The sequence below is a fragment of the Streptomyces sp. AC555_RSS877 genome, assembly GCF_019049245.1.
In the GTDB taxonomy this organism is placed as follows: domain Bacteria; phylum Actinomycetota; class Actinomycetes; order Streptomycetales; family Streptomycetaceae; genus Streptomyces.
Genome location: NZ_JAGMUK010000015.1, coordinates 265,615 through 288,554 on the forward strand (window position 1 = coordinate 265,615; position 22,940 = coordinate 288,554).

Here is a 22,940-nt window from a genome sequence, read left to right on the forward strand (position 1 = left end):
CCAGTCTGGCAGCGACCACTGACAACGTCCCCGCGAGCGGCGTCCGCCGCCGACGCGCACCGCCTGCCCGGCGACCCGGCAGGCGGCTCGAACAGCCATACGCAGAAAAAGTGGTTGCACGGTCCCGTTAGACTGGCCCCATGGCCATTCTCCTCGCGCATTAGACGGCGGGAACGTCCTCAGCCGCCCTGCCCGTCACCCCATCCGCCCTGGAGTCTGTCCGTGATCTCCGCCTCCGGTATCGAGCTGCGCGCCGGTTCCCGCATCCTCATCGAGTCCGCCACCTTCCGCATCGCCAAGGGCGACCGCATCGGTCTGGTCGGTCGCAACGGCGCCGGCAAGACCACCCTCACCAAGTGCCTCGCAGGTCAGGGCGTCCCCGCCGGCGGCACCATCACCCGCTCCGGCGAGGTCGGCTACCTCCCGCAGGACCCGCGCACCGGCGACCTCGACCAGCTCGCCGGCGACCGCATCCTGTCGGCCCGCGGCCTGGACACCCTGATCCGCAAGATGCGCGAGAACGAGCAGCGCATCGCCAACGGCAGCGGTGCGACGCGCGAGAAGGCGATGCGGCAGTACGAGCGCCAGGAGACCGAGTTCCTCACCAAGGGCGGGTACTCCGCCGAGGCGGAGGCCGCGACCATCGCCGCCGCGCTCAACCTGCCCGACCGCGTGCTCGGCCAGCCCCTGCATACGCTCTCCGGCGGTCAGCGCCGCCGGATCGAGCTGGCCCGCATCCTGTTCTCGGACGCGGACACCCTGCTCCTGGACGAGCCCACGAACCACCTCGACGCCGACTCGATCGTCTGGCTCCGTGACTACCTGAAGAATTACCGCGGCGGCTTCATCGTGATCTCCCACGACGTGGACCTGGTCGAGACGGTCGTCAACAAGGTGTTCTACCTGGACGCCAACCGCGCCCAGATCGACGTCTACAACATGGGCTGGAAGCTCTACCAGCAGCAGCGCGAGGCCGACGAGAAGCGCCGCAAGCGCGAGCGGCAGAACGCCGAGAAGAAGGCCGCCACGCTGCATTCCCAGGCCGACAAGATGCGCGCCAAGGCCACCAAGACCGTCGCCGCGCAGAACATGGCCCGGCGCGCCGACAAGCTGCTGGCCGGCCTGGAGGCCGAGCGGAAGTCCGACAAGGTCGCCAAGCTGCGCTTCCCCGAGCCTTCCCCGTGCGGCAAGACCCCGCTCATGGCGGAGGGCCTGTCGAAGTCGTACGGCTCCCTGGAGATCTTCACCGACGTCGACCTGGCGATCGACAAGGGCTCGCGCGTCGTCATCCTCGGCCTCAACGGCGCCGGGAAGACGACCCTCCTGAAGCTGCTCGGCGGCGTCGAGAAGCCGGACACCGGAGAGGTCATCGAGGGTCACGGCCTCAAGCTCGGCTACTACGCGCAGGAGCACGAGACCCTCGACCCGGAGCGCACGGTCCTGGAGAACATGCGCTCCGCCGCCCCCGACCTGGACCTGGTGCAGGTCCGCAAGACGCTCGGCTCGTTCCTGTTCTCCGGCGACGACGTCGACAAGCCGGCCGGTGTCCTCTCCGGCGGTGAGAAGACCCGCCTGGCGCTGGCGACCCTGGTCGTCTCGTCCGCGAACGTCCTCCTCCTCGACGAGCCGACGAACAACCTCGACCCGGCCAGCCGCGAGGAGATCCTCGGCGCCCTGCAGACCTACAAAGGCGCCGTCGTCCTCGTCACCCACGACGAGGGCGCCGTCGAGGCGCTCCAGCCGGAGCGGATCATCCTGCTGCCCGACGGTGTCGAGGACCTCTGGGGCGCGGACTACGCGGACCTCGTGGCCCTCGCCTGAGTCCTCCCCGCACCTCTCCGGACCCCCGCCCGAGGACCGGGACGGGTCGGGAACGCTTGATCGAAGACGTGATCCACTGCGTCTGGATCATTCGGCCCATCGGTGATCCATCATCTGTGTGAGATCTCCTCGTACCGAGGTGTGTCCTACACCGATTTCACGGCCGAGTCCTTTATCGACAAGGACTCGGCCGTCGTACGTCCCTGACCTGGTACTTCGCGAAAGAACCCGTTCGGCGGTACGAACATCCCCGCGTGGAATTGTGGATTCCGCTTGTGGCGACGTGCTCCTGTCGTCAAAACCGTGTCTCACGGACCTTGCCGAATGGGTGGCCATGTCGGCCCGGAGGGGTGATCATGAGGAGACCAGAGCGCACTTCCCATGAGGAGGCACGGGTGGCCGAGACTCTGAAGAAGGGCAGCCGGGTAACCGGCGCCGCGCGCGACAAGCTCGCGGCAGACCTGAAGAAGAAGTACGACTCCGGTGCGAGCATTCGAGCACTGGCCGAGGAAACCGGCCGCTCGTATGGCTTCGTCCACCGGATGCTCAGCGAGTCGGGCGTCACGCTTCGTGGGCGTGGCGGGGCGACGCGGGGCAAGAAGGCCGCCTCGTCCTGAACCCGGGTGGATCATCGCCTTCGATGGTGACCACCCGGTCGGTCGGCTGATCGGCCGGGTGGTTACTGTGCAGTCACTTAGCATCGCTCTGTTGACCGCACTCATCGGAGGCGCCCCATGGCTTCGCCCGACCAGGAACTCGTTCCCCTGCTTGACAAGGACGGCGTACGGCTCACCGTGGACGACGCGCTCGCCACGGTGACACTGACCAACCCGGCCAAGCGCAACGCCCAACATCCCGCTCTGTGGCGGGCGTTGGCGGAGGCCGGGAGGTCGCTGCCGGGCTCCGTCCGAGTGGTCGTGCTGCGCGGCGAGGGCAAGTCCTTCTCCGCCGGGCTCGACCGGCAGATGTTCACGCCCGAGGGGATCGAGGGCGAGCCGTCCTTCATGGATCTCGCGCGCAGTGGCGACGCCGAACTCGACGGCGCCATCGCCGGGTTCCAGGAGGGCTTCACCTGGTGGCGGCGTAATGACGTCGTGTCCATCGCCGCCGTCCAGGGCCACGCCATCGGCGCGGGCTTCCAACTCGCGCTCGCCTGTGACCTGCGCGTCGTCGCCGACGACGTGCAGTTCGCCATGCGCGAGACCAGCCTGGGGCTGGTGCCGGACCTGACCGGCACGCATCCGCTCGTGGGCCTGGTGGGCTATGCCCGGGCGCTGGAGATCTGCGCGACCGGCCGGTTCGTGCACGCCGAGGAGGCCGTGAGCACCGGACTGGCCAACGCCGCCGTGCCCTCGGACCAGCTCGACGGCGCGGTACGCGACCTGGCCGCGGCCCTGCTGGCCGCGCCCCGGGACGCGGTCATCGAGACCAAGGCGCTGCTGCGCGGCGCCCAGGACCGGGACTACGAAGCCCAGCGCGCCGCCGAACGGGCCGCGCAGGCACGCCGGCTGCGCGACCTGGCCGGCGCCGGCGAATAGGCCCTCAGCCGACCGCGGTCACCAGCACCGCCACCGTCGGACGATCCGCCAGCGCCTGCTCCACCTTCGCGCGGACCTCCCGGGCCACGTCCAGGGCCGGGTGGCCCGCGCGCACCGCCACTTCGACCCGCACATGGCGGCGCGGCAGAGTGTTCTCGCCCCGCCCCTCCTCGACGTGCACCGGCCGGCCCAGCAGGCCCGTCAGATGGAGCACGCCCGGGACGGCCAGCGCGGCGGCGCCCGCGCGGCCCGCGTCACCGGCGCCGGCCTCGACAGCGCGCGCCGGCTCGGACTGTCGTACCGGGGAAGCCTCGGCCTCCTCGTCCAGCACGCCCGTCACCCTCAGGTCCACCTCCGCCACCGCCAGGCCGAGCGCCTCCGCCGCGGCCGCCAGCAGCGCGCGTACCCGGGCCGCCGTCGCCGGCAGCGGCTCGGACACCGTGGCCGCGAAGTCCGCCGTCACGCGCAGCGGACCGGGCGGCAGGGCGCTCGGTGGCGGCTGCACGGCGGGCTCGTGCGTGTCCTCCGGGTCGGCGAGCCCGATCCGCAGCGGACCCGGACGTACGCCGGGCAGGTCCCGCGCCGCGCGCACGAGAACCGCCTCCGCCGCCTCCTCGGAGATCCACGCGCCGTCGCGCGGGCCGCCCAGGGGAAGGAGCCTGCCGAGCCGTAGCCGCTGTCGTACCGCCTGTGTCAACCGGTCCGCCGTCATTACTCCAGCCTGCCGCATCCCCGGCGCGCGATCGCGCAACCCGGCTTACGGTGGTCGAAGAGCGACGGAACCGGAAGGGACGTACGGCCATGAGCGACATGACGGAGCGGAACCGGACGCAGAGCTCCGAGGGCGAGACCGAGTCGCCGGTGCAGGCCCGCAAGGCCGTCAAGCGCGGCGGCGGGGACCCGGCCGGCCGGGGTCGGACGACCATCGCCGACGGAGTCGTGGAGAAGATCGCCGGGATGGCGGCCCGCGACGTGGTCGGTGTGCACGCGATGGGCAGCGGGCTCAGCCGCACTTTCGGAGCGGTGCGGGACCGGGTCCCCGGCGGGGCGAAGTCGGTGACCCGTGGGGTCAAGGTCGAGGTCGGCGAGGTGCAGACCGCGCTCGACCTGGAGATCGTCGTCGAGTACGGCGTGGCGATCGCCGATGTGGCCCAGGCGGTGCGGGAGAACGTCATCGCGGCGGTGGAGCGGATGACCGGCCTCGAAGTCGTCGAGGTCAACATCGCGGTGAGCGACGTGAAACTGCCGGACGAAGAGGAAGAAGAGCCCGAGTCCCGGCTCCAGTGACGTGCCGACGACCGGGAACCGAACGGAGACACCATGAGCATGGCCGTGGTCGGGATGATCGCCGGCATGGCACTGGGCTTCGCCGGATACTTCGGCGGGTTCGGCGCCTTCCTGCTGGTGGCGGCCCTGGGCGCCGTCGGTTTCGTCGTCGGCCGGTTCCTCGAGGGGGACCTGGAATTCGGCGACTTCTTCCGTAGCCGCGACAGCCGGCGTGACGGGCGGCGGTGACGTCCGTGAGCGGCGGGGCCGGTGAGCTCCGCAGACCCCTGGCCGTCGTCCCGCCGGGCGAGCGCGGGGCGACCCGGATCGCCGACAGGGTCGTCTCGAAGATCGCCGCGCAGGCGGCGCGGGAGGCGCTGGGCGAGCTGCCCGAGGACGCCTCGCCGCCGTCCGCCACCGTCGTCGTCGGCCACGAGACGGCCCGGATCCGCCTGCACCTCGAACTCGGCTATCCCTGCGACATCGGATCGCGTTGCCGTCGGGTGCGTCGTCATGTCGTGGAGCGGGTAGGCGCGTTGGTGGGCATGAAGGTGCCGGAGGTCGTCGTCCAGGTGGAACGGCTGCATCCGGTGACGGCACACGGCGCGGCGCAGGGGAGGACGCGATGAGCGAGCCCCAGGGCTCCGAGGGCACCACACAACGACTGCCGGTCCTGGAGAAGGCGGCCGGCACAGGCGGGGAGTACGAGGCTCCACCTGCACCGGCCGACGACTCGGGCGGAGCCGGGAGCAGCGGGCGCTTCTGGTCGGCACGCCGGGTGCCGGCCGGAATCGTGGCGCTGCTGCTCCTGGTCGTCGCGGGCGCCTTCCTGTACGACATCGCCGCCGTGCGGGCCGGCCGGGACGCCCTGGCCTGGCGCCGGGATCTGGCCAGGCAGCTCGCCGAGCGGCCCCTCGACGACATCTGGGTGCTCGTCGGCGCGGGCGTCGCCGCGGCCCTCGGCCTGTGGCTGATCGTGCTGGCGGCGACGCCCGGCCTGCGGGCGGTGCTGCCGATGCGGCGGCCCCACGCCGACGTACGCGCCGGACTGCACCGGGAGGCGGCGGCCATGGTCCTGCGCGACCGGGCCATGGAGGTCGCCGGAGTGCAGTCGGTCCGGGTGCGGATGCGCCGCACACGCGCCGACGTCCGCGCGGTCTCCCACTTCCGCGAACAGGACGGCGTCCGCGCCGACCTGGAAGCCACCCTCGCCGAGGCCGTCAGGGGGCTGGGCCTGTCCCGGCCGCCCACCCTGTCGGTGCACGTGGTGCGGCCCGGACGGAAGGGGTGAGTGCGGTGCTCAGGACCCTCAACCGGGTACTGCTCGGCGTGGTCGGCCTCGTGCTGGTCGTCGTCGGCGGTTCCGTCCTCGCCGTGGGACTGGGCGCCCCGGCGCCCTCGTGGTGGATCCACCACGACCGGCACGACGTCCTGCTGAGCGACGCCGAGCGCACCCGGTGGCGGGACGCCGACTGGTGGTGGCCGGTCGTGCTCGCCGTGCTCGCCGTCCTCGTGCTGCTCGCCCTGTGGCGGCTGACCGCGGTCCTGCGCAGGCACCGGCTCTCCGAGGTGCTCGTCGACACCGGCGACGGCGCGGGCGCGCTGCTGCGCGGGCGTGCGCTGGAGGGCGTACTGGCGGGCCAGGCGGGCGAACTGGACGGCGTTGCCCACGCCCAGGCCCGGCTGACGGGCCGGTCGAGCGCCCCGGAGGCCCGCGCACGGCTCCGGCTGGAACCGCAGGTGGACCCCGCGACGGCCCTGCACGACTTCACCGACCAGGCGCTCGCCCACGCCCGGCACTCGGCGGGCCTGGCGTCCCTGCCGGCGGAGGTGCGGCTGAAGGGCGTCAAGCACCATGCGGAAAGGGTGAGTTGACAGAAGGGCGAGGTGAGAGGCCGAAAGGGCCCGCGTGGGCGCGACCAGCACCCACCGGACCCCTGGACGGCTCAGAACCCGTGCCGCATGCCCCCGTCGACCGGCAGCATGACCCCGGTCAGATAGGACGCGGCGGGCGACAGCAAGAACGCGGCCGTACGCCCGAACTCCTCCGGCCTCCCGTACCGCCGCAACGGGATCCGCGACTCGTTCGCCGCCCGAGTCGCCTCGGGGTCGGCCGACAGACCGTCCAGCTCGCGCACGCGGTCCGTGTCGATGCGGGCCGGAAGCAGCCCGACGACCCGGATGCCGCGCGGTCCCAGCTCGTCGGCGAGGGACTTCGCGAAGCCGGCCAGCCCCGGCCGCAGCCCGTTCGAGATCGTCAGGCCCGGGATCGGTTCGTGCACCGACCCGGACAGCACGAACCCGATGACACCTCCGGCGTCCAGCTCACCCGCCGCCTCCCGCGCGAGCCGTACCGCGCCGAGGAACACCGACTCGAACGCCGTCTGCCACTGCTCGTCCGTGTTGTCGGCGACGAAGCCCGGCGCCGGCCCGCCGACGCTGACGAGGATGCCGTCGAAGCCGCCGAAGTGCTCGCGCGCGGCGGCGATCAGCCGGGCGGCCACCTGAGGGTCGGCGTTGTCCGCCGCCACACCGACCGCGTTCGGGCCCAGCGCGGCCGCCGCGTCGGCGGCGCTCTTCTCGCTCCGGCCCGTGACGACCACCTTCGCGCCGTCGGCGACCAGTTCGCGCGCGGCGGCGTTGCCGAGGCCCCGGGTGGCCCCGGTGACGACGTACACCCGGTTCTTCAGTCCAAGATCCATGGCCCCTATCCTGCCCGCTCGTCCCCGAACAGGGCGAGGGCGGTGTTCACCAGTCCGATGTGGCTGAACGCCTGCGGGAAGTTGCCGAGCTGCATCCCGGCCACCGGGTCGTACTCCTCGGACAGCAGCCCCACGTCGTTGGCGAGACCCACCAGCCGTTCGAACAGCTCCCGGGCCTCCTTCGTACGGCCCGTCATGTGCAGTGCGTCCGCGAGCCAGAAGGAGCACGCGAGGAAGGTGCCCTCGCCGCCGGGCAGCCCGTCGACGGGCGACCCCTCCGCGCTGTAGCGGTGGACGAGCCCGCCGTGCCCCAGTTCGTCGCGGACCGCGTCGATGGTGCCGACGACGCGCGGGTCGTCGGGCGGCAGGAAGCCGACGCGCGGGATGAGCAGCAGCGCGGCGTCGAGTTCGCGCGAGCCGAAGTACTGCGTGAAGGTGTTCCGTTCCGGGTCGTAGCCCTTCTCGCACACCTCGCGGTGCACCTCGTCACGCAGTGCGCGCCAGCCGTCCAGGTCGCCGCGGAGCTTCGGGAAGTCCTCCATGGCGCGCACGGCACGGTCGGCGGCCACCCACACCATCACCTTCGAGTGCACGAAGTCGCGGCGGCCGCCGCGCACCTCCCACAGCCCCTCGTCCGGCTGCCGCCACGACGAGCGGAGGAACTCCAGCAGGACGCTCTGCATGGACCACATGTGCGGCTTGGCGGGCAGCCCCGCCCGCCGGGCCAGCGACAGCGTGTCCATGACCTCGCCGTACACGTCCAGCTGAAGCTGTTTCACGGCCTCGTTGCCGATCCGTACGGGACGGGAGCCGGCGAACCCGGACAGCCACGGCAGCTCGAACTCGGGCAGCCGCCGTTCGCCCGCGAGGCCGTACATGATCTGGAGGTCCGCCGGGTCGCCGGCGACCGCCCGCAGCAGCCAGTCCCGCCAGGCCTCGGCCTCCTCCTGGTAGCCGCACGACAGCAGGGCGCTCAGCGTGAGGGTGGAGTCGCGCAGCCAGCAGAAGCGGTAGTCCCAGTTGCGCACCCCGCCCAGCTCCTCGGGCAGCGAGGTCGTGGCCGCGGCCACGATGCCGCCGGTCGGCGCGTAGGTGAGTGCCTTCAGCGTGATCAGGGAGCGCACCACGGCGTCCCGGTGCGGCCCCTCGTAGCGGCAGCGCGCCGCCCACGCCTGCCAGTCGGCGACGCTGTGCTCCAGCGACTCGTACGGGTCGACGAGCGGCGGGCGCGGCTCGTGCGAGGGGTGCCAGGTGAGCACGAACGCGACCTTCTCGCCCTCCTCGACGGTGAACTCCGAGTGCGTACCGAGGTCCTCGCCCCAGGTGTGGACCGGTGGCTCGCTGCGCAGCCACGCCGAGTCCGGTCCGGCGACGGCCACTCGATGCCCGTCGGACCGGCGCATCCACGGCACGACCGAGCCGTAGTCGAAGCGCAGCCGCAGGGTGCTGCGCAGGGTGACCCGGCCGCCGAGCCCCTCCACGACGCGTACGACGTCGGGGGCGCGGTGGCGCTGTGGCATCAGGTCGGTGACGCGCACGCGGCCCTCGTCGGTCTCCCACTCGGTGTCCAGGACGAGGGTGTCGGGGCGGTAGGCGCGCCTCGTGCACCGGTCGGCGCCCTTGGGGGCGATCCGCCAGTGGCCGTTTTCCTCGTTTCCGAGGAGTTTGGCGAAGCAGGCCGCGGAGTCGAAGCGGGGCAGGCAGAGCCAGTCGACGGAGCCGTCCAGGCCGACCAGGGCGGCGGTCTGTTCGTCGCCGATGAGGGCGTAGTCCTCGATACGGGGGTGCACGCATTGCGGGTTCCCGGGCGCCAGGGGTGGCAATCCGGGGCGGGGCCGGGTGGGTGAAGTCGGGCGGCCGCACCGGGGAGGGGCCATACGGGCCACAGGGGTGAGCCGGCTGTACCCGGTTGGCTGTCCCACGGGTGCGGCCGCCGCACCGGTCAGGCGGTTACACCGTCGCCGGTTCCGACTCCGTCGTGGTCCGCTCGGCCTGCGCCGCCTGCCGGTCGCGCCGTTCCCGTCGGACCAGGACCACCCAGCCGACCGGCACGCCGGCCGCGAACAGCCACCACTGGATGGCGTACGCGTAGTTCAGCGCCGCGTCCTCGCTGCCCGGGCTGCCGATCAGCTCCGGGGTGTCGCCCTTCGGCTCGGGCGCCGTCTGCACGACATAGCCGCCGAGCACCTGGACGCCGAGACGGCGCGCTTCCTGCGCACTGTTGATCAGCATGATCTGCCGGTCCGGCAGGCCCTTGAGGTCCTTGATGCCACTCGCCGCGGTGGTCTCGTCGGGCATGAGCCGCCCGGTGACGGTGATCAGGCCGCCCGGTGGTGCGGGGATCTTCGGGAACGCGGTCTGGCTCGGGCCGTTCGCGGGGATCCAGCCGCGGTTGACGAGCAGCACCTTGCCGTCCGTGAGGACGAACGGGGTCAGGACGTGGTAGCCGACCTCGTCGTCGGAGTTGGTGCGGCGGCGGACGACGACCTCGTCGTCGGTGTCGAAGCGGCCCTTCGCCGTCACGTTGTGGTACCGCTCGCCGGTGGTGACGGTGTGACCGGGGGAGGTCAGCCGCTCCACGGGCACCGGGTCGGCGGAGAGCGCGGCGGAGACCAGCTGGTTCCGGGCGGTGCGCTCCTCGTAGCGGTGCATCTGCCAGATACCCAGCCTGATCATCGTGGGGATCAGGAGGAGGGCGACCAGTGTGAGGATCACCCACTGCCGGGACAACAGGAAGCGGTACACCCCACGACCGTACAACCGGGTCGTGGGGCACACGGAGGCGGGTACCGGAAGCAGGGCTTCCGGGGTCGGCTCAGACCTTGTCGACGATGCCCACCTTGCCCTCCGCGCGGGCGCAGTGGGCGCCGCAGAACCAGTGACCCTCGACCTCGACGCCCTGCCCGATGATCTGCACCCGGCAGTGCTCGCAGATCGGGGCCATGCGGTGGATCGCACAGGCGAAACAGTCGAAGACGTGCACCGAGCCCTGGGCGTGCACCTCGAAGGTCATTCCGTAGTTATTGCCGCAAACTTCGCAAGTCGCCATGGGCCACAGGGTGAGCGCTCGGCGCGGCGCGGGCGAGCGGCTGCCGGGCGAGTCGCGCGGCAATCACCCGTCCGTACGGAAGCTGCCGGGCCGCCGCCCGGTCGCCGGGCGCCGTTCCGTACGGTCATCCCTCCGACGCCGCCTCGACGTCACCGAGGAGTTGCCCGAACGCCGCCTCGTCCACCACCGGCGTCCCGAACTGACGGGCCTTCACCACCTTCGACGTGCCCGAGTCCGGGTCGTTGGTGACGAGGAGGCTGGTCAGCCGGGACAGGCTCGTCGCGACATGCAGCCCGGCCTCGGTCGCGCGGTCCTCCAGCAGGTCGCGCTCGGTCGACGTGTCCCCGGAGAAGGCGACCCGCATGCCCTGTTTGAGCCTCTTGCCCGCTTCGTAACGACCTGGGTTGGGATAGGGGCACGCCGGCCTTTTGCGGGCGGGGCGCCAACTGGTCTGCCGATAGTTTCCGTAGCCCGCCGGCTGCTGCCGGGGCACGGGCCGGTCCGTCCACTCGGTCAGCGGCCGGCACTCGTGCAGCGGCAGCCGTACGCCGCCCGCCGCCGCGGCCCTCAGGCTCGGCCGGAACGCCTCCGCGAGGACGCGCGCGTCATCGAGGGCATGATGCGCCCGCTGCTGTACGACGCCGAAGTGCGCCGCCAGGGCCTCCAGCTTGTAGTTGGGCAGCGGCAGGGCCAGCTCCTTGGAGAGCGCGATGGTGCACAGCCGCTGCCGCACCGGCGCCTCGCGCTCCGCGCGCGCGTACTCCCGCGCGATCATCTGCCAGTCGAAGACCGCGTTGTGCGCGACGAGCACCCGGCCGTCCAGGCGGGCCGAGAACTCCTCGGCGATCTCCTGGAAGAGGGGAGCGCCCTCCAGTACGTCACTCGTCAGACCGTGGATCCATACGGGGCCCGGGTCCCGCTCCGGGTTGACGAGCGTGTACCAGTGGTCCTCGACCTCGCCGTGCTCGTCCAGACGGTAGACGCCCGCGGAGATTATCCGGTCGTCCCGGGCCAGGCCGGTGGTCTCCACGTCAACGACCGCGTATCCCTTCGGATACGCGGCCGGCCAGGCGGTGGGGGAGGACGCTGCCCTCATGCGGTCTTCGAGCATGGTCCCTGAGGATACGGGTCGCGACTGACAGCCCCCGTCCTCAGGTGCGTTGTCGGGTTCGTCTGTTCGAGCAAGGCCGAATTCCCTTCCCCGATGGACGGTTTGGTCCCTTCCCCGGTCGTCGGCGTCGGTCCGCGTCGGCGCGGGGTGCGTGCAGCCCGGGGTGCGATCCTCCGACTGTGACCGAATCCACGCATGACGAGGCCCAGGGACCGGCACTCGGCTCACCCCTCAACTGGCCGCGTGCGGCGGCCCTGGGCGCGAACGACGGCATCGTCTCCACCGCGGGGCTCTTGGTGGAGATCGCCATAAAGCAAGCGCGTACCGTCGGTAATACTTGTGGGTAACAACGTCTAGCCGCGGCCGACCAGCGGTTCTACGGTGCCCTCATGCCGAACCTGCCCGATGTCGTGCTGTGGTCGATCCCCGCCTTCGTGCTGCTCACGTTGATCGAGATGATCAGCGTCCGCCTCCATCCCGACGAGGAAGCGGCCGGCTACGAGGCCAAGGACGCGGCGACAAGCGTCGGCATGGGACTCGGGAGCCTGGCCTTCGACTTCCTGTGGAAGATACCGATCGTCGCCATCTACACGGCGGTGTACGAACTCACCCCCATGCGGGTGCCCGTACTGTGGTGGACCGTCCCTTTGATGCTGCTCGCCCAGGACTTCTTCTACTACTGGTCACACCGCGGACACCACGTCATCCGCATCCTGTGGGCCTGCCACGTCGTCCACCACTCCAGCCGCAGGTTCAACCTCACCACCGCCCTGCGCCAGCCCTGGACCTCGCTGACCGTCTGGCCGTTCTACGTCCCCCTCGTGGCCCTCGGCGTGCACCCGGCCGCCCTCGCGTTCTGCTCATCCGCGAACCTCGTCTACCAGTTCTGGATCCACACAGAGCGGATCGACAGGATGTCCCGCTGGTTCGAGTACGTCTTCAACACGCCGTCGCACCACCGGGTGCACCATGCTTCCCAGGGCGGCTATCTGGACCGCAACTTCGGCGGCATCCTCATCGTCTGGGACCGGCTCTTCGGATCATTCGTCGCCGAGACCGTGCGGCCCGTCTACGGGTTGACCAAGAACATCGACACGTTCAACCCGATCAAGGTGGCCACTCATGAGTACGTCGCCATCGTCAAGGACGTGAAGGCGGCGGCCGGTTGGCGCGAGCGCGCGGGGCGGGTGTTCCGGGGACCCGGGTGGCAGCCGGCGCCCGCGCCCGCGCCGGAAGCGGCCGGGGAAACCGTGGTCGCGTGACCCTACGCCGAGTCCTTCTCGCCGCCTTCGCGCTGGTCGCCGCCGCGGATCTCGTGTGCCTCGGCCTGGGGTTCGGCCCCGGGCACACCGTCGCCAAGCCGCTGCTGATGCCGCTCCTGGCCGCGTACGCGGCATCACGCGGCGCCCCCCGCCTCCTGCTCGCCGCCCTCGTCTTCGGCTGGGGCGGCGACGTCCTGCTGCTGTCCGACGCCGAGCCGGCCTTCCTCGCCGGCATGGCCTCGTTCGCGGCCGGCCACATCTGCTATCTCGCCCTCTTCAAGGCGTACGGCAGAGGGCACGGCAGGGCGTACCGCTTCAGGACGTACGGCGACGCACGCGCGCGTGACGGACTGCTCGTCCCTGCCTGTGCCACCGCCCTGCTCGCCACCGTGGCCTCGCTCTGGCCGGACCTGCCCGCAGACCTTCGCGTTCCCGTCGCCGGCTACAGCCTCCTGCTCACGGCCATGGCGTACGCGGCAGCGACCCGGCTCGGGCTCCTCGCCGGCCTCGGCGGTGCGCTCTTCCTGCTGTCCGACACCCTGATCGCCACCGGCGTCGCCGACTGGCCCCAGCCGCCGCGACCCGACCTGTGGATCATGCTCACCTACCTCGCCGCGCAACTCCTCCTCACCGCCGGCACACTCGATGCCCACGACAGGCGTCCGGCACCGGTGACGGCGTACGGGGAAGTGCGCTCGACCACCCCCTGAGCGCACCTCCGGTTGATCACCGGCTGAGGCTCCCGGACCGCAAGAGCCTCACCAGCGGATCGGCACCGGCAACGCCGTCAGCAGACCCGACACCGCGACCACCACGCCCAGCGCGACGACCTCCGCGCGCGCGGGCGAGTAGGCGGTCAGCGGGTCGGCGGCCCGGCCGAGCCGGATCCGCGCCCACAGGGCGAGCGCGGCGACGGCGGCCACGAGGAGCACCTTGGCCAGCAGGACGCGTCCGTACGCCGTCGTCGTCAGCTGCTCCAGGATCGTCTCCCCAGGCATGCGGCGCAGCGAACTGGCCACCCCGGTCGCCGTGATGGCGGCGAGCAGCACGGCCGCCACGCGCGCGTAGAGGCCCAGCAACGCCACGCCCGCTTCCGAGGGCCCCCAGCGCCGCAGCATCCGCAACGCGTAGAGCAGACCGCCCGCCCACAGCGCCGCGCACGTCAGATGCACCAGCGTCAGCCCGGAGCCGACCAGCGGGCTCTGCTCGGTGGTGGGATGCGCACGCAGGGCCTCGGCCACGACCACCGCGGCCAGCGGCCACACCTGCGTCGCCGGTCGCGCAGAGAGCGTGCACAGCCCGGCGGCGAGGAACCCGTTGACCTCCACCAGGGCGAGCTTCCCGTCCCGCGACTCGTAGAGGCCGCCGACGTCGATCTCGGTGATGCTGCCCGGCACCGCGTTCCCCGTCGCCACGATCGACGCGAGCCCCAGTGCGGCGACGAAACCGGCGGCGGCCGCGTACGGGGCCCAGCCGCGGGGTGCGGCGTCCGGAGCGCCGGGCACGGCACGGAGCAGCCGCCGTACGAACAACTCGCCCACCGGCACGCACAGGGCCGCGAACAGTACGGTGCGCAGCAGCGCGACAGCGCCGACGCCGGGTGCGGCGGCCTCTCCGGTGCCCTGCAGCGCGGTGGACGGCCCGAGCAGCGGCACCAGCGCGGCCAGCAGCACCAGGACCAGGACGGCGACGGCCCGGCCGGTCCCGGGTCGCCGCACGGGCTCGGTCGCGCCGGACACGCCGGGCGTGGGTCTTGGCAAGGTCACCTCGAGATCTTCACCAGCCGTCATGGAGCAGGGCAAGTCCAGGAATACAACGGGGACGTACGGCATTCCGCTCATCGATACGTTTGCGGCCCGACCGTGACTCAGCTCCAGCGCGGCGCGTCCGCTCCCCAGGGCCCCGGCGGCCGTGCCCAGTCGGCCGGGCCGCCCTCGAAGGAGACCGGCGACAGGGCGTACCGCAGCCGCCCGAGCCCGCTGTCCGCCTCCGCCAGCCAGGGGCCGGGCCCTTCGTACGGGGCGCCCTCGACGCCGCCCGCCCCGCCCCCGTCCACCAGCCACCGGGCCGTCCGCGCCAGCGCCAGCCGTACGACCCGGCTGCCGCCCTCGTACGACTGCTCGGTCAGCGCCCGCAGTACGGCCGCCGCCAGCAGGTATCCCGTCCCGTGGTCCAGGGCCTGTGCCGGCAGCGCGCCGGGCTGCTCCACCGAGCCCTCGACGGTGGCGATCCCCGTGGCCACCTGGACCAGGCTGTCGAATCCACGCCGCGTGCCCCAAGGCCCGTACCCGCCCCACGCCGACAACTGCGCCACGACCACACCGGGCCGCCGCTCGGCGAGCGCCCGAGCCGACAGCCCGAACCGGTCCAGCGCACCTGGCCGGTACCCGGTGACGACCACGTCCGCCGTCCCGAGCAGTTCCTCGAAGGCGTGCCGGCCGACCACGAGGTCGAGCGTCGTCGACCGCTTCCCGAAGCCCGTGTCGGCGTGCTGGTCGGGGAGTTCGGGCAACCGCGGCGGGTCCACGCGCAGCACGTCCGCGCCCAGCAGGGCGAGCGTGCGGGTGGCGACCGGGCCCGCGACCACCCGGGTCAGATCCAGGACGCGCAGTCCGGCGGCGGGCAGCAGGGGCGTCGATGTCGCGTCGGCCGGGGCGAGCACGCGCGCGTGCGTGGAGTCCAGCCGCTCGCGCTCGATCAGCGGCCGTCCGGCCACCAGGGCGCCCTGCTCGTGCTCTGCCCACTCCTTCGGCGTGCGCAGTGCCACGGCGAGGCCGCCGGCCGCGTACACGGCCTCCTCGACCTCCCGGGAGGACCGCTCGGCGAGCGCCGCCTCGACGGCTGCCACGTCCTTGGGCACCCCCAAAGCGTCCAGCAGCCGCGCCCGATGGTGCGGGTAGTTCGCGTGTGTGCGCACCCACCCGTCGGCCGTGCGCCAGAACCGGGACAGGGGTGCGAAGGTGACCGGGGCCCGCCCGTCGACCAGGAGATGCCGCTCACTGACGAAGGCCGCTGCCACGGCGCCGTCGTCCACCCGGACCCCGGGCACGTCCGGGAGCCCGGCGCGCCGAGCTCCCAGCTCGGCGGCGGCCAGCGCGCACGCGCCTACGCAGGCCCGCGCCAACTCCCTCACGGGAAGGCGCCCTTGCAGAGCGCCTTCCCGTACCACGGTCGATACGCGCGGGAGAAGGGCGGGATCACCGCCCAACGCGGACCAGGCGTGCCCGATGTCGGTCATGACTGCACTATGCAGTATTGACCGAATCAACATATTGACCTGGTTGACCTGTCTGACCTGCTAGGTGACCGGTCGGCCTACTTGGTCACCGCGTCCAGTGCGTCCGCGGTACCCCATCCGTAGAAGCCGTTGTAGTTCTTCGTCCCCTCGCACACCGCGTCGACCTTGCCGTCGCTGTTGATGTCGTACGGGTCCGTGCACGGCGTGGCGTCGGCCTCGGCGTACAGCAGCGCCTTCACCAGGGCCGGCGAGGCGTGCGGGTGCGTCGACTTGATCAGGGCGGCGACGGCCGCGACGTGCGGGCTCGCCATCGACGTACCGGCCATGTAGCCCCACTTGCCGCCGGGCAGGGTGCCCAGGATCAGCCCGCTGGTCGCGGGCGGGGCCGGCTTCTGATAGGCCGTCGAGTCGCCACCCGGAGCGGCGATGTCGACGACCCCCAGACCGTGGTTGGAGAAGGACGACTTGATGCCCTTGGCGCCGGTCGACGCGACCGTGACGACACCCGGCAACTGGGTCGGGATGTCAAGGCACTTCGAGGGGTCGATCACCCGGTCCGAGGGCGTGCCGTCGTTCGGCGAGACCGGGTCGGTGATCTCGTCGGCCGCGAGGTCGTAGTTCTCGTTCCCGGCCGCCGCGACGTTCACCGCGCCCTTCTTCTCCGCATACCGCGAGGCCCGACCGACCGCGTCGACGAGCGCCTTCTGGTCCGGGTCGTTCTTGCAGTTGAAGTACCACGGGTCGGTGTAATAGCTGTTGTTGGTCACGTCGACGCCGTGCGTGGCCGCCCACATGAAGCCGCAGACCACGGCCTCGGTGTAGAAGTAGCCGGCGGTGGTCGACACCTTGATGCCGGAGACCTTCACACCGGGCGCGACGCCGGTCATACCGACGCCGTTCTTGGCGGCCGCGATCTCACCGGCCACGTGCGTGCCGTGCGCGCTCTCGGACGCGCTCGGCCGCCACGCACCGTCGGTCGTGTCCGGCTTGCCCGTCACACAGTTGACCGACGCCGCCCGGTCGAAGTTCGGCGCGATGTCGGGGTGGGTGTCGTCGACACCGGTGTCGATCACCGCGACGGTCACCTTGCTGCTGCCCAGCGACTTCTCGTGCGCCTTGTCCGCCTTGATGGCGGGCAGGTCCCACTGCAGGGACTCCAGAGGGTCCTGCCCGGCGGCGGCCTCGGCGTCGGCGGCGGCAACCTCCGCCGCGCTGAGCACCTTCGGCGCGCCCAGGTCGGTCGTCGACTGCGCGGGCAGCGGGGCGTTGCGGGTGTTGCCGGCCGACTCGACGCCCTTCACCTTGCGGATGGTCTTGGCGAAGTCGGCGTTCGACGAGTGGACGACGATCACGCCGATCTGGTCGTACGACGTTACGATCGTGCCGCCGGCGTCGGCGATGGCCTCCTTGATCTGCCGGGAAGGACCGTGCCCGGGGCGGACGTTGACCACGTAGCTGAGGGCGGTGGCGTCGTCCGTGGCCGCGGAGGCGAGGACGTTGTTCACCGCGCCGGTGACGCCGGCCACGGTGCCGGGTACGTCGGCTGCGGACGCCGTGGCGCCCGGCAGGAACGCCAGGGCTGTCGTCAGGGCCATGCCGAGGGGGAGGGCGACCGCGCGGCGGTAGCGCGGCTGTGGCGCTGTCATATGTGAGTGTCTCCAGTTCGTTCGCGGTGTGGGACGGACCGTGCCGGGAGTCCGGAGGGCGAGGTGCCCGGGGTCACGGCGGTACGGGTCACTTCACCGCGCGCAGGGCGTTGACGATGCCGTGCCCGTAGAAGCCGTTGACGTGCTTGCCGCCCTTGCACACCGCATCCTGCGTGCCGTTGCCGTCCTGGTCGTACGACTCCGGGCAGGCGGTGGCGTCCGCCTGCGCCTTGAGCAGCGCCTGGAGCTGGGCCGACGTCGCCTTCGGGTGCGTCGACTTCAGCAGCGCGGCGACACCCGCGGCGTGCGGGGAAGCCATCGACGTGCCCTGGAGGAAGGCGTACTGGCCGTTCGGCATGGTGGACAGGATGCGGCCGTTCTTCGACGGCGTGTCCGGGATCTGGTAGAGCCGGTCGCCGCCCGGCGCGGCGACGTCGATGACGCCCTTGCCGTACGTGGAGTAGTACGACTTGAGGTTCTGGACGCCCGTCGCGCTGACCGTGACGACACCCGGCAGCTGCGTCGGCACGTCGAAGCACTCGTGCGGGTCGATGGTGCGCTCGACCGGCGTGGAGTCGTCGGGGCTGGAGTCGTCCACGATCGCGTCGGAGTCCAGGTCGTGGTTGGAGTTGCCCGCCGACGCGACGTTGAGCAGACCCTTGTGCTGGGCGTACAGCTGCGCCCTGTTGACCGCATCGACGATGGCCCGCTGATCGGGGTCGTCCATGCAGTTGTACAGCCACGGATCAACGTAGTAGCTGTTGTTGGTGATCTCGACACCGTGGTCGGCGGCGAACACGAAGGCGCACACGACGCTCTCCGGGTAGAAGAGGCCGTTGTCCGGGTCGCTCACCTTGATGCCGGAAACCTTCACGCCCGGAGCAACACCGGCGACACCGATGCCGTTGCGGGCCGCGGCTATCTCACCGGCCACGTGCGTGCCGTGGTAGTCGTCCGCGGTGTACGGGCGCCAGGCGCCCTCGCTGGTGTCCGCCACGCCGCCGACACAGTTGGCCGACTGGGACGCGGAGAAGTTCGGGGCGAGGTCCGGGTGGGTGTCGTCGACGCCGGTGTCGATCACGGCGACGGTCACCTTGCGGCTGCCCGGGTTGATCTTCGCGGCTTTGTCGGCGCCGATCGCCCGGAGGTCCCACTGGTCGGCCTCAAGGGGCTCGCTGTCGGGCGTCGCCGCGGACGCGCTCTCGACCTTCGCGGCCTGCTCCTTCGACAGGAACTGCGCAGAACCCTCGTCGGTCGAGCCGGCGGCGGTCAGCGGCGTGGTGCGCGTGGCACCCGCCGACTGCACCCCGCGCACCCGGCGTATCTCCTTGCCGAAGTCCGGGTTCGACGAGTGGACGACGATCACGCCGATCTTCTCGTACGTGATCACGACGGTGCCGCCGGCCGCGGGCACCGCCTTCTTCACCGCTTCGATCGTGCGGCGGTCCAGCTTGGTGTTGACGACGTACGCCAGGTTGGGCGCGTCCACCGCCTGAGCGGAGGTCTCCGCCTGCGGGGCGGCCGACGCGGCCACGGGCAGGAAGCCCAGCGAGGCCGTCAGAGACAGCACGACGGGCACGGCAAGGGCAAGGCGGCGTCTGGAACGCAGATGAGGCATGGGGTCTCCACATCATCCGGAAAACGAAACCGGCCCGAGGCACAGGTGGCGCTCGGGCAGGTACATGACGGGTGTTGCAGGCCCGAAGCTATCTCCCGAAGTCACTGGCCAGCAATGACTTACCAGAGGTGACTTCCAAAAGAAGCCCGCGTTGTTGAACCGGGGCTTGCGCGCCGCCGTGACCTTGGGCAGGGAACGCGAGGACACTCGCCCCCGATCCCCGTAACAACCGCATCCGCAACGCGAGGAGACTCCGTGGCCACCGACGCACCGCCCCCCTCGAAGGAGCAACACAAACTCCCCTCACCCGAGGAGTTCACCGAGGTGGCGGAGAGCGCGGAGTTCGGTGAACTGCGCCGCTCCTACCGCTCCTTCGCCTTTCCGCTGACCGTCGGCTTCATCGCCTGGTACCTGCTGTACGTCCTGCTGTCCAACTACGCGGGCGACTTCATGGGCACCAAGGTCTTCGGCAACATCAACATCGCCTTCATCTTCGGCATCGCCCAGTTCCTCACCACCTTCCTCATCGCCTGGTGGTACTCGCGGCACGCCGCCGCGAAGCTCGACCCCAAGGCCGAGGCCATCAAGTCCCGAATGGAGGGCGGCGCATGAGCCCCGTACAGCAGACCTTCCTCGCCGCGGGGGAGGCCAGCGAGCACCGGCCGCTGATCATCTCCCTGTTCGCGGCCTTCGTCGTCGCGACCCTCGTCATCACCGTCTGGGCGGGCCGCCAGACCAAGGACGCCGCCGACTTCTACGCCGGCGGACGCCAGTTCAGCGCCTTCCAGAACGGCCTCGCCGTCTCCGGCGACTACATGTCGGCCGCGTCCTTCCTCGGCATCGCCGGCGCCATCGCCCTCTTCGGGTACGACGGCTTCCTGTACTCCATCGGCTTCCTGGTCGCCTGGCTGGTGGCGCTGCTCCTCGTCGCGGAGCCGCTGCGCAACTCCGGCCGCTACACCATGGGTGACGTCCTGGCGTATCGCATGCGCCAGCGCCCGGTCCGCACCGCGGCCGGCACCTCCACGATCGTCGTCTCGATCTTCTACCTGCTGGCCCAGATGGCGGGCGCGGGCGTCCTCGTCTCGCTGCTGCTCGGCATCACCTCCGACGCCGGCAAGATCCTCATCGTCGCCCTCGTCGGCGTCCTGATGATCGTGTACGTCTCCATCGGCGGCATGAAGGGCACCACCTGGGTCCAGATGGTCAAGGCCGTGCTGCTCATCAGCGGCACCATCCTGATCACCTTCCTGGTGCTGCTGAAGTTCAACTTCAACATCTCCGACCTGCTGGGCACGGCCGCCGAGAACAGCGGCAAGGGCACCGCGTTCCTGGAGCCCGGTCTCCAGTACGGCGCGACCGGCACCACCAAGCTGGACTTCATCTCCCTCGGCATCGCCCTGGTGCTCGGCACCGCCGGCCTGCCGCACATCCTGATCCGCTTCTACACGGTCCCCAACGCCAAGGCCGCCCGGAAGTCCGTGAACTGGGCCATCGGCATCATCGGCGGCTTCTACCTGATGACCATCGCCCTCGGCTTCGGCGCCGCGGCACTCATCTCGCAGGAAGAGATCATCGCGTCCAACCCGTCCGGCAACACGGCGGCCCCGCTGCTCGCCCTGCACCTCGGCGGCGTCGACTCCGCCTGGGGCGCCATCCTGCTCGCCGTGATCTCGGCGGTCGCCTTCGCGACGATCCTCGCCGTGGTCGCCGGCCTCACCCTCGCGTCGTCGTCGTCCTTCGCGCACGACATCTACGCGAACGTCATCAAGAAGGGCAAGGCCACCGAGAAGCAGGAGATGAGGGCGGCCCGCCTGGCGACCATCGGCATCGGTGCCGCCTCCATCCTCCTGGGCGCCCTCGCCCGCGACCTGAACGTCGCCGGTCTCGTCGCCCTCGCCTTCGCGGTCGCGGCCTCCGCCAACCTGCCGACGATCCTCTACAGCCTGTTCTGGAAGCGGTTCACCACCCAGGGCGCCCTGTGGTCGATCTACGGCGGTCTGATCGTCGCCGTCGGCCTGGTGCTGTTCTCGCCCGTCGTCTCCGGCGACCCCAAGGCGATGTTCCCGGACGTCGACTTCGCCTGGTTCCCGCTGAAGAACCCCGGCATCATCTCGATCCCGTTCGGCTTCCTGATGGGCTGGCTCGGCACGGTCCTCTCCAAGGAGGAGCCGGACACCGCCAAGTACGCGGAGCTGGAGGTACGGTCCCTGACCGGCACCGGCGCCCACTGACACATCCCGCGGGAATCCACTGAGATCGCCCCCTGAGCGGCCGCGTCGTAGATCCCTACGACGCGGCCGCGCCCCGTCTCGTGGGATCGGGCACTGGCGATGTCAGTCCCGTCACGTAGGCTCGCAGGAGACGGGAACAGTTGATCCGCGACGAGGGGAGGGGCCCACGTGCTCATCGACACCTACGGCCGGGTGGCCACCGACCTACGAGTCTCGCTCACCGACCGCTGCAATCTGCGCTGCACCTACTGCATGCCCGAGGAGGGTCTGCAGTGGCTCGCCAAGCCCGACCTGCTCACCGACGACGAGATCGTGCGGCTCATCGACATAGCCGTCACCTCCCTCGGCATCGAGGAAGTCCGCTTCACCGGCGGCGAGCCCCTGCTGCGCCCCGGCCTGGTCGGCATCGTCGAGCGCGTCGCCGCCCTTGAGCCGCGCCCCCAGATGTCCCTCACCACCAACGGCATCGGCCTCAAGCGCACCGCCGCCGCCCTGAAGGCGGTCGGCCTGGACCGGGTCAACGTCAGCCTGGACACCCTCCGCCCGGACGTCTTCAAGACCCTCACCCGCCGCGACCGCCACCAGGACGTCATCGCCGGACTGGAGGCCGCCCGAGACGCCGGCCTGACCCCGGTCAAGGTCAACACGGTCCTGATGCCGGGACTGAACGAGGACGAGGCCCCGGACCTGCTGGCCTGGGCGGTGGAGCACGACTATGAACTGCGCTTCATCGAGCAGATGCCCCTCGACGCCCAGCACGGCTGGAAGCGCGACGGCATGATCACGGCGGGAGACATCCTGGCCTCCCTCCGTACCCGCTTCGACCTCACCGAAGAAGGCTCCGGCGAGCGCGGCTCGGCCCCCGCCGAACGCTGGCTCGTCAACGGCGGACCGCATCGCGTCGGCGTCATCGCCTCCGTCACCCGCCCGTTCTGCGCGGCCTGCGACCGCACCCGCCTGACGGCCGACGGCCAGGTACGCACGTGCCTGTTCGCCACGGAGGAGACCGACCTGCGCGCCGCGCTGCGCTCCGGCGCTTCCGACGAGGAGATCGCCCGCATCTGGCGTCTGGCCATGTGGGGCAAGAAGGCGGGCTCGGGCCTGGACGACCCGGCGTTCCTGCAGCCGGACCGGCCGATGTCGGCGATCGGCGGCTAGCGGATCGAGCGGCCGGCCGGATCCAGGGGACGGCTAGGAGGCCTCGGAGGACTCCCACTCCGACAGGAGGACCACGTCCTTCAGGAACCCGCGCACCCCGAGGAACTGTGACAGGTGCTCCCGGTGCTCCTCGCACGCGAGCCACGTCTTGCGCCGCTCCGGCGTATGGATCTTCGGGTTGTTCCACGCCAGCACCCACACGGCTTCGGATCGACAGCCCTTGGCGGAACAGATCGGGGTTTCTTCACTCACCGGTTCGTCTCACAGATGCGCTGAAAAAGGCGACGCCGAGCAGCC

Annotated in this window: 24 protein-coding genes and 1 pseudogene; 14 read left to right on the forward strand and 11 right to left on the reverse strand. The window is 71.1% G+C overall.

The genetic code is table 11. The features are described 5' to 3' along the window. The first annotated feature begins 222 nt into the window (after positions 1–222). The 3 genes from KUM49_RS06940 to KUM49_RS06950 all read left to right on the forward strand — a co-directional run bounded on the left by KUM49_RS06940 (position 223) and on the right by KUM49_RS06950 (position 3,359). A complete protein-coding gene (locus tag KUM49_RS06940) occupies positions 223–1,821 on the forward strand; it encodes an ABC-F family ATP-binding cassette domain-containing protein (RefSeq protein ID WP_217235813.1) in 1,599 nt (532 codons plus the stop codon). Positions 1,822–2,216: 395 nt separating this feature from the next. Then, positions 2,217–2,438 carry a helix-turn-helix domain-containing protein gene (locus tag KUM49_RS06945; protein WP_004002281.1) on the forward strand — a complete coding sequence of 74 codons (222 nt, stop codon included), beginning with the start codon at positions 2,217–2,219 and terminating at the stop codon, positions 2,436–2,438. A gap of 117 nt (positions 2,439–2,555) precedes the next feature. Then, the gene (locus tag KUM49_RS06950; RefSeq protein WP_217235814.1) at positions 2,556–3,359 is read left to right on the forward strand and encodes an enoyl-CoA hydratase/isomerase family protein; all 804 of its coding nucleotides are present in this window, start codon (positions 2,556–2,558) and stop codon (positions 3,357–3,359) included. A 4-nt stretch (positions 3,360–3,363) separates the two neighbouring features. Here KUM49_RS06950 and KUM49_RS06955 read toward each other — a convergent pair whose 3' ends face one another. Beyond that, positions 3,364–4,071 carry a nucleopolyhedrovirus P10 family protein gene (locus KUM49_RS06955; protein WP_217235815.1) on the reverse strand — a complete coding sequence of 236 codons (708 nt, stop codon included), beginning with the start codon at positions 4,069–4,071 and terminating at the stop codon, positions 3,364–3,366. An 89-nt stretch (positions 4,072–4,160) separates the two neighbouring features. Between KUM49_RS06955 and KUM49_RS06960 the strand changes: the two genes are divergently transcribed. The 5 genes from KUM49_RS06960 to amaP are packed head-to-tail and all read left to right on the forward strand — an operon-like array spanning position 4,161 to position 6,500. After that, complete coding sequence (locus KUM49_RS06960; protein ID WP_217235816.1) at positions 4,161–4,646, forward strand: Asp23/Gls24 family envelope stress response protein; 486 nt, start codon at positions 4,161–4,163, stop codon at positions 4,644–4,646. 33 nt (positions 4,647–4,679) lie between these two features. Beyond that, positions 4,680–4,874: a hypothetical protein gene (locus tag KUM49_RS06965; protein WP_217235817.1), complete on the forward strand. Its 195-nt coding sequence runs from the start codon at positions 4,680–4,682 to the stop codon at positions 4,872–4,874. Further along, positions 4,871–5,254 carry a hypothetical protein gene (locus KUM49_RS06970; RefSeq protein ID WP_217235818.1) on the forward strand — a complete coding sequence of 128 codons (384 nt, stop codon included), beginning with the start codon at positions 4,871–4,873 and terminating at the stop codon, positions 5,252–5,254. The genes KUM49_RS06965 and KUM49_RS06970 overlap by 4 nt, the downstream gene beginning before the upstream one ends. Next, entirely contained in the window at positions 5,251–5,916 is a 666-nt protein-coding gene (locus tag KUM49_RS06975; protein WP_217235819.1) for a DUF6286 domain-containing protein, read from the forward strand. The genes KUM49_RS06970 and KUM49_RS06975 overlap by 4 nt, the downstream gene beginning before the upstream one ends. Beyond that, positions 5,913–6,500, forward strand: coding sequence for an alkaline shock response membrane anchor protein AmaP (amaP, locus tag KUM49_RS06980; protein ID WP_217235820.1), 588 nt, complete (start codon positions 5,913–5,915; stop codon positions 6,498–6,500). The genes KUM49_RS06975 and amaP overlap by 4 nt, the downstream gene beginning before the upstream one ends. A 71-nt stretch (positions 6,501–6,571) precedes the next feature. On the opposite strand, the gene KUM49_RS06985 is transcribed toward amaP, so the two are convergent. From KUM49_RS06985 to KUM49_RS07005, 5 genes are all read right to left on the reverse strand, one after another. Beyond that, positions 6,572–7,327: an SDR family oxidoreductase gene (locus KUM49_RS06985; protein WP_217235821.1), complete on the reverse strand. Its 756-nt coding sequence runs from the start codon at positions 7,325–7,327 to the stop codon at positions 6,572–6,574. Positions 7,328–7,332: 5 nt separating this feature from the next. Continuing rightward, the gene (locus KUM49_RS06990; protein WP_217235822.1) at positions 7,333–9,117 is read right to left on the reverse strand and encodes a glycoside hydrolase family 15 protein; all 1,785 of its coding nucleotides are present in this window, start codon (positions 9,115–9,117) and stop codon (positions 7,333–7,335) included. 160 nt (positions 9,118–9,277) lie between these two features. Continuing rightward, positions 9,278–10,072, reverse strand: a complete 795-nt coding sequence (locus KUM49_RS06995) for an SURF1 family protein (protein WP_217235823.1) — start codon at positions 10,070–10,072, stop codon at positions 9,278–9,280. A gap of 70 nt (positions 10,073–10,142) precedes the next feature. Further along, the gene (locus tag KUM49_RS07000) at positions 10,143–10,376 is read right to left on the reverse strand and encodes a hypothetical protein (RefSeq protein ID WP_217235824.1); all 234 of its coding nucleotides are present in this window, start codon (positions 10,374–10,376) and stop codon (positions 10,143–10,145) included. A 124-nt stretch (positions 10,377–10,500) separates the two neighbouring features. Next, positions 10,501–11,487, reverse strand: a complete 987-nt coding sequence (locus KUM49_RS07005; protein ID WP_217235825.1) for a DEDDh family exonuclease — start codon at positions 11,485–11,487, stop codon at positions 10,501–10,503. A gap of 179 nt (positions 11,488–11,666) precedes the next feature. Between KUM49_RS07005 and KUM49_RS48080 the strand changes: the two are divergent. The 3 genes and pseudogenes from KUM49_RS48080 to KUM49_RS07015 all read left to right on the forward strand — a co-directional run. Then, positions 11,667–11,795: pseudogene (locus KUM49_RS48080) on the forward strand (VIT family protein); the annotation flags it as partial. Positions 11,796–11,876: 81 nt separating this feature from the next. After that, positions 11,877–12,749: a sterol desaturase family protein gene (locus KUM49_RS07010; protein WP_217235826.1), complete on the forward strand. Its 873-nt coding sequence runs from the start codon at positions 11,877–11,879 to the stop codon at positions 12,747–12,749. Then, entirely contained in the window at positions 12,746–13,459 is a 714-nt protein-coding gene (locus KUM49_RS07015) for a lysoplasmalogenase (protein ID WP_217235827.1), read from the forward strand. Before KUM49_RS07010 ends, KUM49_RS07015 begins: the two co-directional genes overlap by 4 nt. A gap of 48 nt (positions 13,460–13,507) precedes the next feature. Here the strand turns inward: KUM49_RS07015 and KUM49_RS07020 are convergent, their stop codons facing one another. The 4 genes from KUM49_RS07020 to KUM49_RS07035 all read right to left on the reverse strand — a co-directional run bounded on the left by KUM49_RS07020 (position 13,508) and on the right by KUM49_RS07035 (position 19,251). After that, positions 13,508–14,515, reverse strand: a complete 1,008-nt coding sequence (locus KUM49_RS07020; RefSeq protein WP_308406559.1) for a CopD family protein — start codon at positions 14,513–14,515, stop codon at positions 13,508–13,510. Positions 14,516–14,616: 101 nt separating this feature from the next. Beyond that, positions 14,617–15,987: a CoA transferase gene (locus tag KUM49_RS07025; protein ID WP_217235829.1), complete on the reverse strand. Its 1,371-nt coding sequence runs from the start codon at positions 15,985–15,987 to the stop codon at positions 14,617–14,619. A 77-nt stretch (positions 15,988–16,064) separates the two neighbouring features. Beyond that, positions 16,065–17,633: a S8 family serine peptidase gene (locus tag KUM49_RS07030; RefSeq protein WP_217235830.1), complete on the reverse strand. Its 1,569-nt coding sequence runs from the start codon at positions 17,631–17,633 to the stop codon at positions 16,065–16,067. A gap of 88 nt (positions 17,634–17,721) precedes the next feature. Continuing rightward, positions 17,722–19,251 (reverse strand): S8 family serine peptidase, encoded by a 1,530-nt coding sequence (locus tag KUM49_RS07035; RefSeq protein WP_217235831.1) that lies wholly within the window; start codon positions 19,249–19,251, stop codon positions 17,722–17,724. 255 nt (positions 19,252–19,506) lie between these two features. On the opposite strand from KUM49_RS07035, the gene KUM49_RS07040 reads away from it, so the two are divergent. The 3 genes from KUM49_RS07040 (at position 19,507) to moaA (ending at position 22,643) form a co-directional block, all read left to right on the forward strand. After that, positions 19,507–19,863: a DUF485 domain-containing protein gene (locus KUM49_RS07040; protein ID WP_217235832.1), complete on the forward strand. Its 357-nt coding sequence runs from the start codon at positions 19,507–19,509 to the stop codon at positions 19,861–19,863. Then, positions 19,860–21,485: a cation acetate symporter gene (locus tag KUM49_RS07045; RefSeq protein ID WP_217235833.1), complete on the forward strand. Its 1,626-nt coding sequence runs from the start codon at positions 19,860–19,862 to the stop codon at positions 21,483–21,485. Before KUM49_RS07040 ends, KUM49_RS07045 begins: the two co-directional genes overlap by 4 nt. A gap of 168 nt (positions 21,486–21,653) precedes the next feature. After that, a complete protein-coding gene (gene moaA, locus KUM49_RS07050; protein WP_217235834.1) occupies positions 21,654–22,643 on the forward strand; it encodes a GTP 3',8-cyclase MoaA in 990 nt (329 codons plus the stop codon). A 33-nt stretch (positions 22,644–22,676) separates the two neighbouring features. On the opposite strand, the gene KUM49_RS07055 is transcribed toward moaA, so the two are convergent. After that, positions 22,677–22,895 carry a hypothetical protein gene (locus KUM49_RS07055; protein ID WP_217235835.1) on the reverse strand — a complete coding sequence of 73 codons (219 nt, stop codon included), beginning with the start codon at positions 22,893–22,895 and terminating at the stop codon, positions 22,677–22,679. Positions 22,896–22,940: the final 45 nt, after the last annotated feature.

Bases quoted from the DNA above. Each gene is read 5' to 3' on its own strand.
- KUM49_RS06950 (WP_217235814.1), top strand. From the start codon at position 2,556: ATGGCTTCGCCCGACCAGGAACTCGTTCCCCTGCTTGACAAGGACGGC.
- KUM49_RS06955 (WP_217235815.1), bottom strand. From the start codon at position 4,071: ATGACGGCGGACCGGTTGACACAGGCGGTACGACAGCGGCTACGGCTC.
- KUM49_RS06960 (WP_217235816.1), top strand. From the start codon at position 4,161: ATGAGCGACATGACGGAGCGGAACCGGACGCAGAGCTCCGAGGGCGAG.
- KUM49_RS06965 (WP_217235817.1), top strand. From the start codon at position 4,680: ATGAGCATGGCCGTGGTCGGGATGATCGCCGGCATGGCACTGGGCTTC.
- KUM49_RS06975 (WP_217235819.1), top strand. From the start codon at position 5,251: ATGAGCGAGCCCCAGGGCTCCGAGGGCACCACACAACGACTGCCGGTC.
- KUM49_RS06985 (WP_217235821.1), bottom strand. From the start codon at position 7,327: ATGGATCTTGGACTGAAGAACCGGGTGTACGTCGTCACCGGGGCCACC.
- KUM49_RS07000 (WP_217235824.1), bottom strand. From the start codon at position 10,376: ATGGCGACTTGCGAAGTTTGCGGCAATAACTACGGAATGACCTTCGAG.
- KUM49_RS07005 (WP_217235825.1), bottom strand. From the start codon at position 11,487: ATGCTCGAAGACCGCATGAGGGCAGCGTCCTCCCCCACCGCCTGGCCG.
- KUM49_RS07010 (WP_217235826.1), top strand. From the start codon at position 11,877: ATGCCGAACCTGCCCGATGTCGTGCTGTGGTCGATCCCCGCCTTCGTG.
- KUM49_RS07025 (WP_217235829.1), bottom strand. From the start codon at position 15,987: ATGACCGACATCGGGCACGCCTGGTCCGCGTTGGGCGGTGATCCCGCC.
- KUM49_RS07030 (WP_217235830.1), bottom strand. From the start codon at position 17,633: ATGACAGCGCCACAGCCGCGCTACCGCCGCGCGGTCGCCCTCCCCCTC.
- KUM49_RS07035 (WP_217235831.1), bottom strand. From the start codon at position 19,251: ATGCCTCATCTGCGTTCCAGACGCCGCCTTGCCCTTGCCGTGCCCGTC.
- KUM49_RS07045 (WP_217235833.1), top strand. From the start codon at position 19,860: ATGAGCCCCGTACAGCAGACCTTCCTCGCCGCGGGGGAGGCCAGCGAG.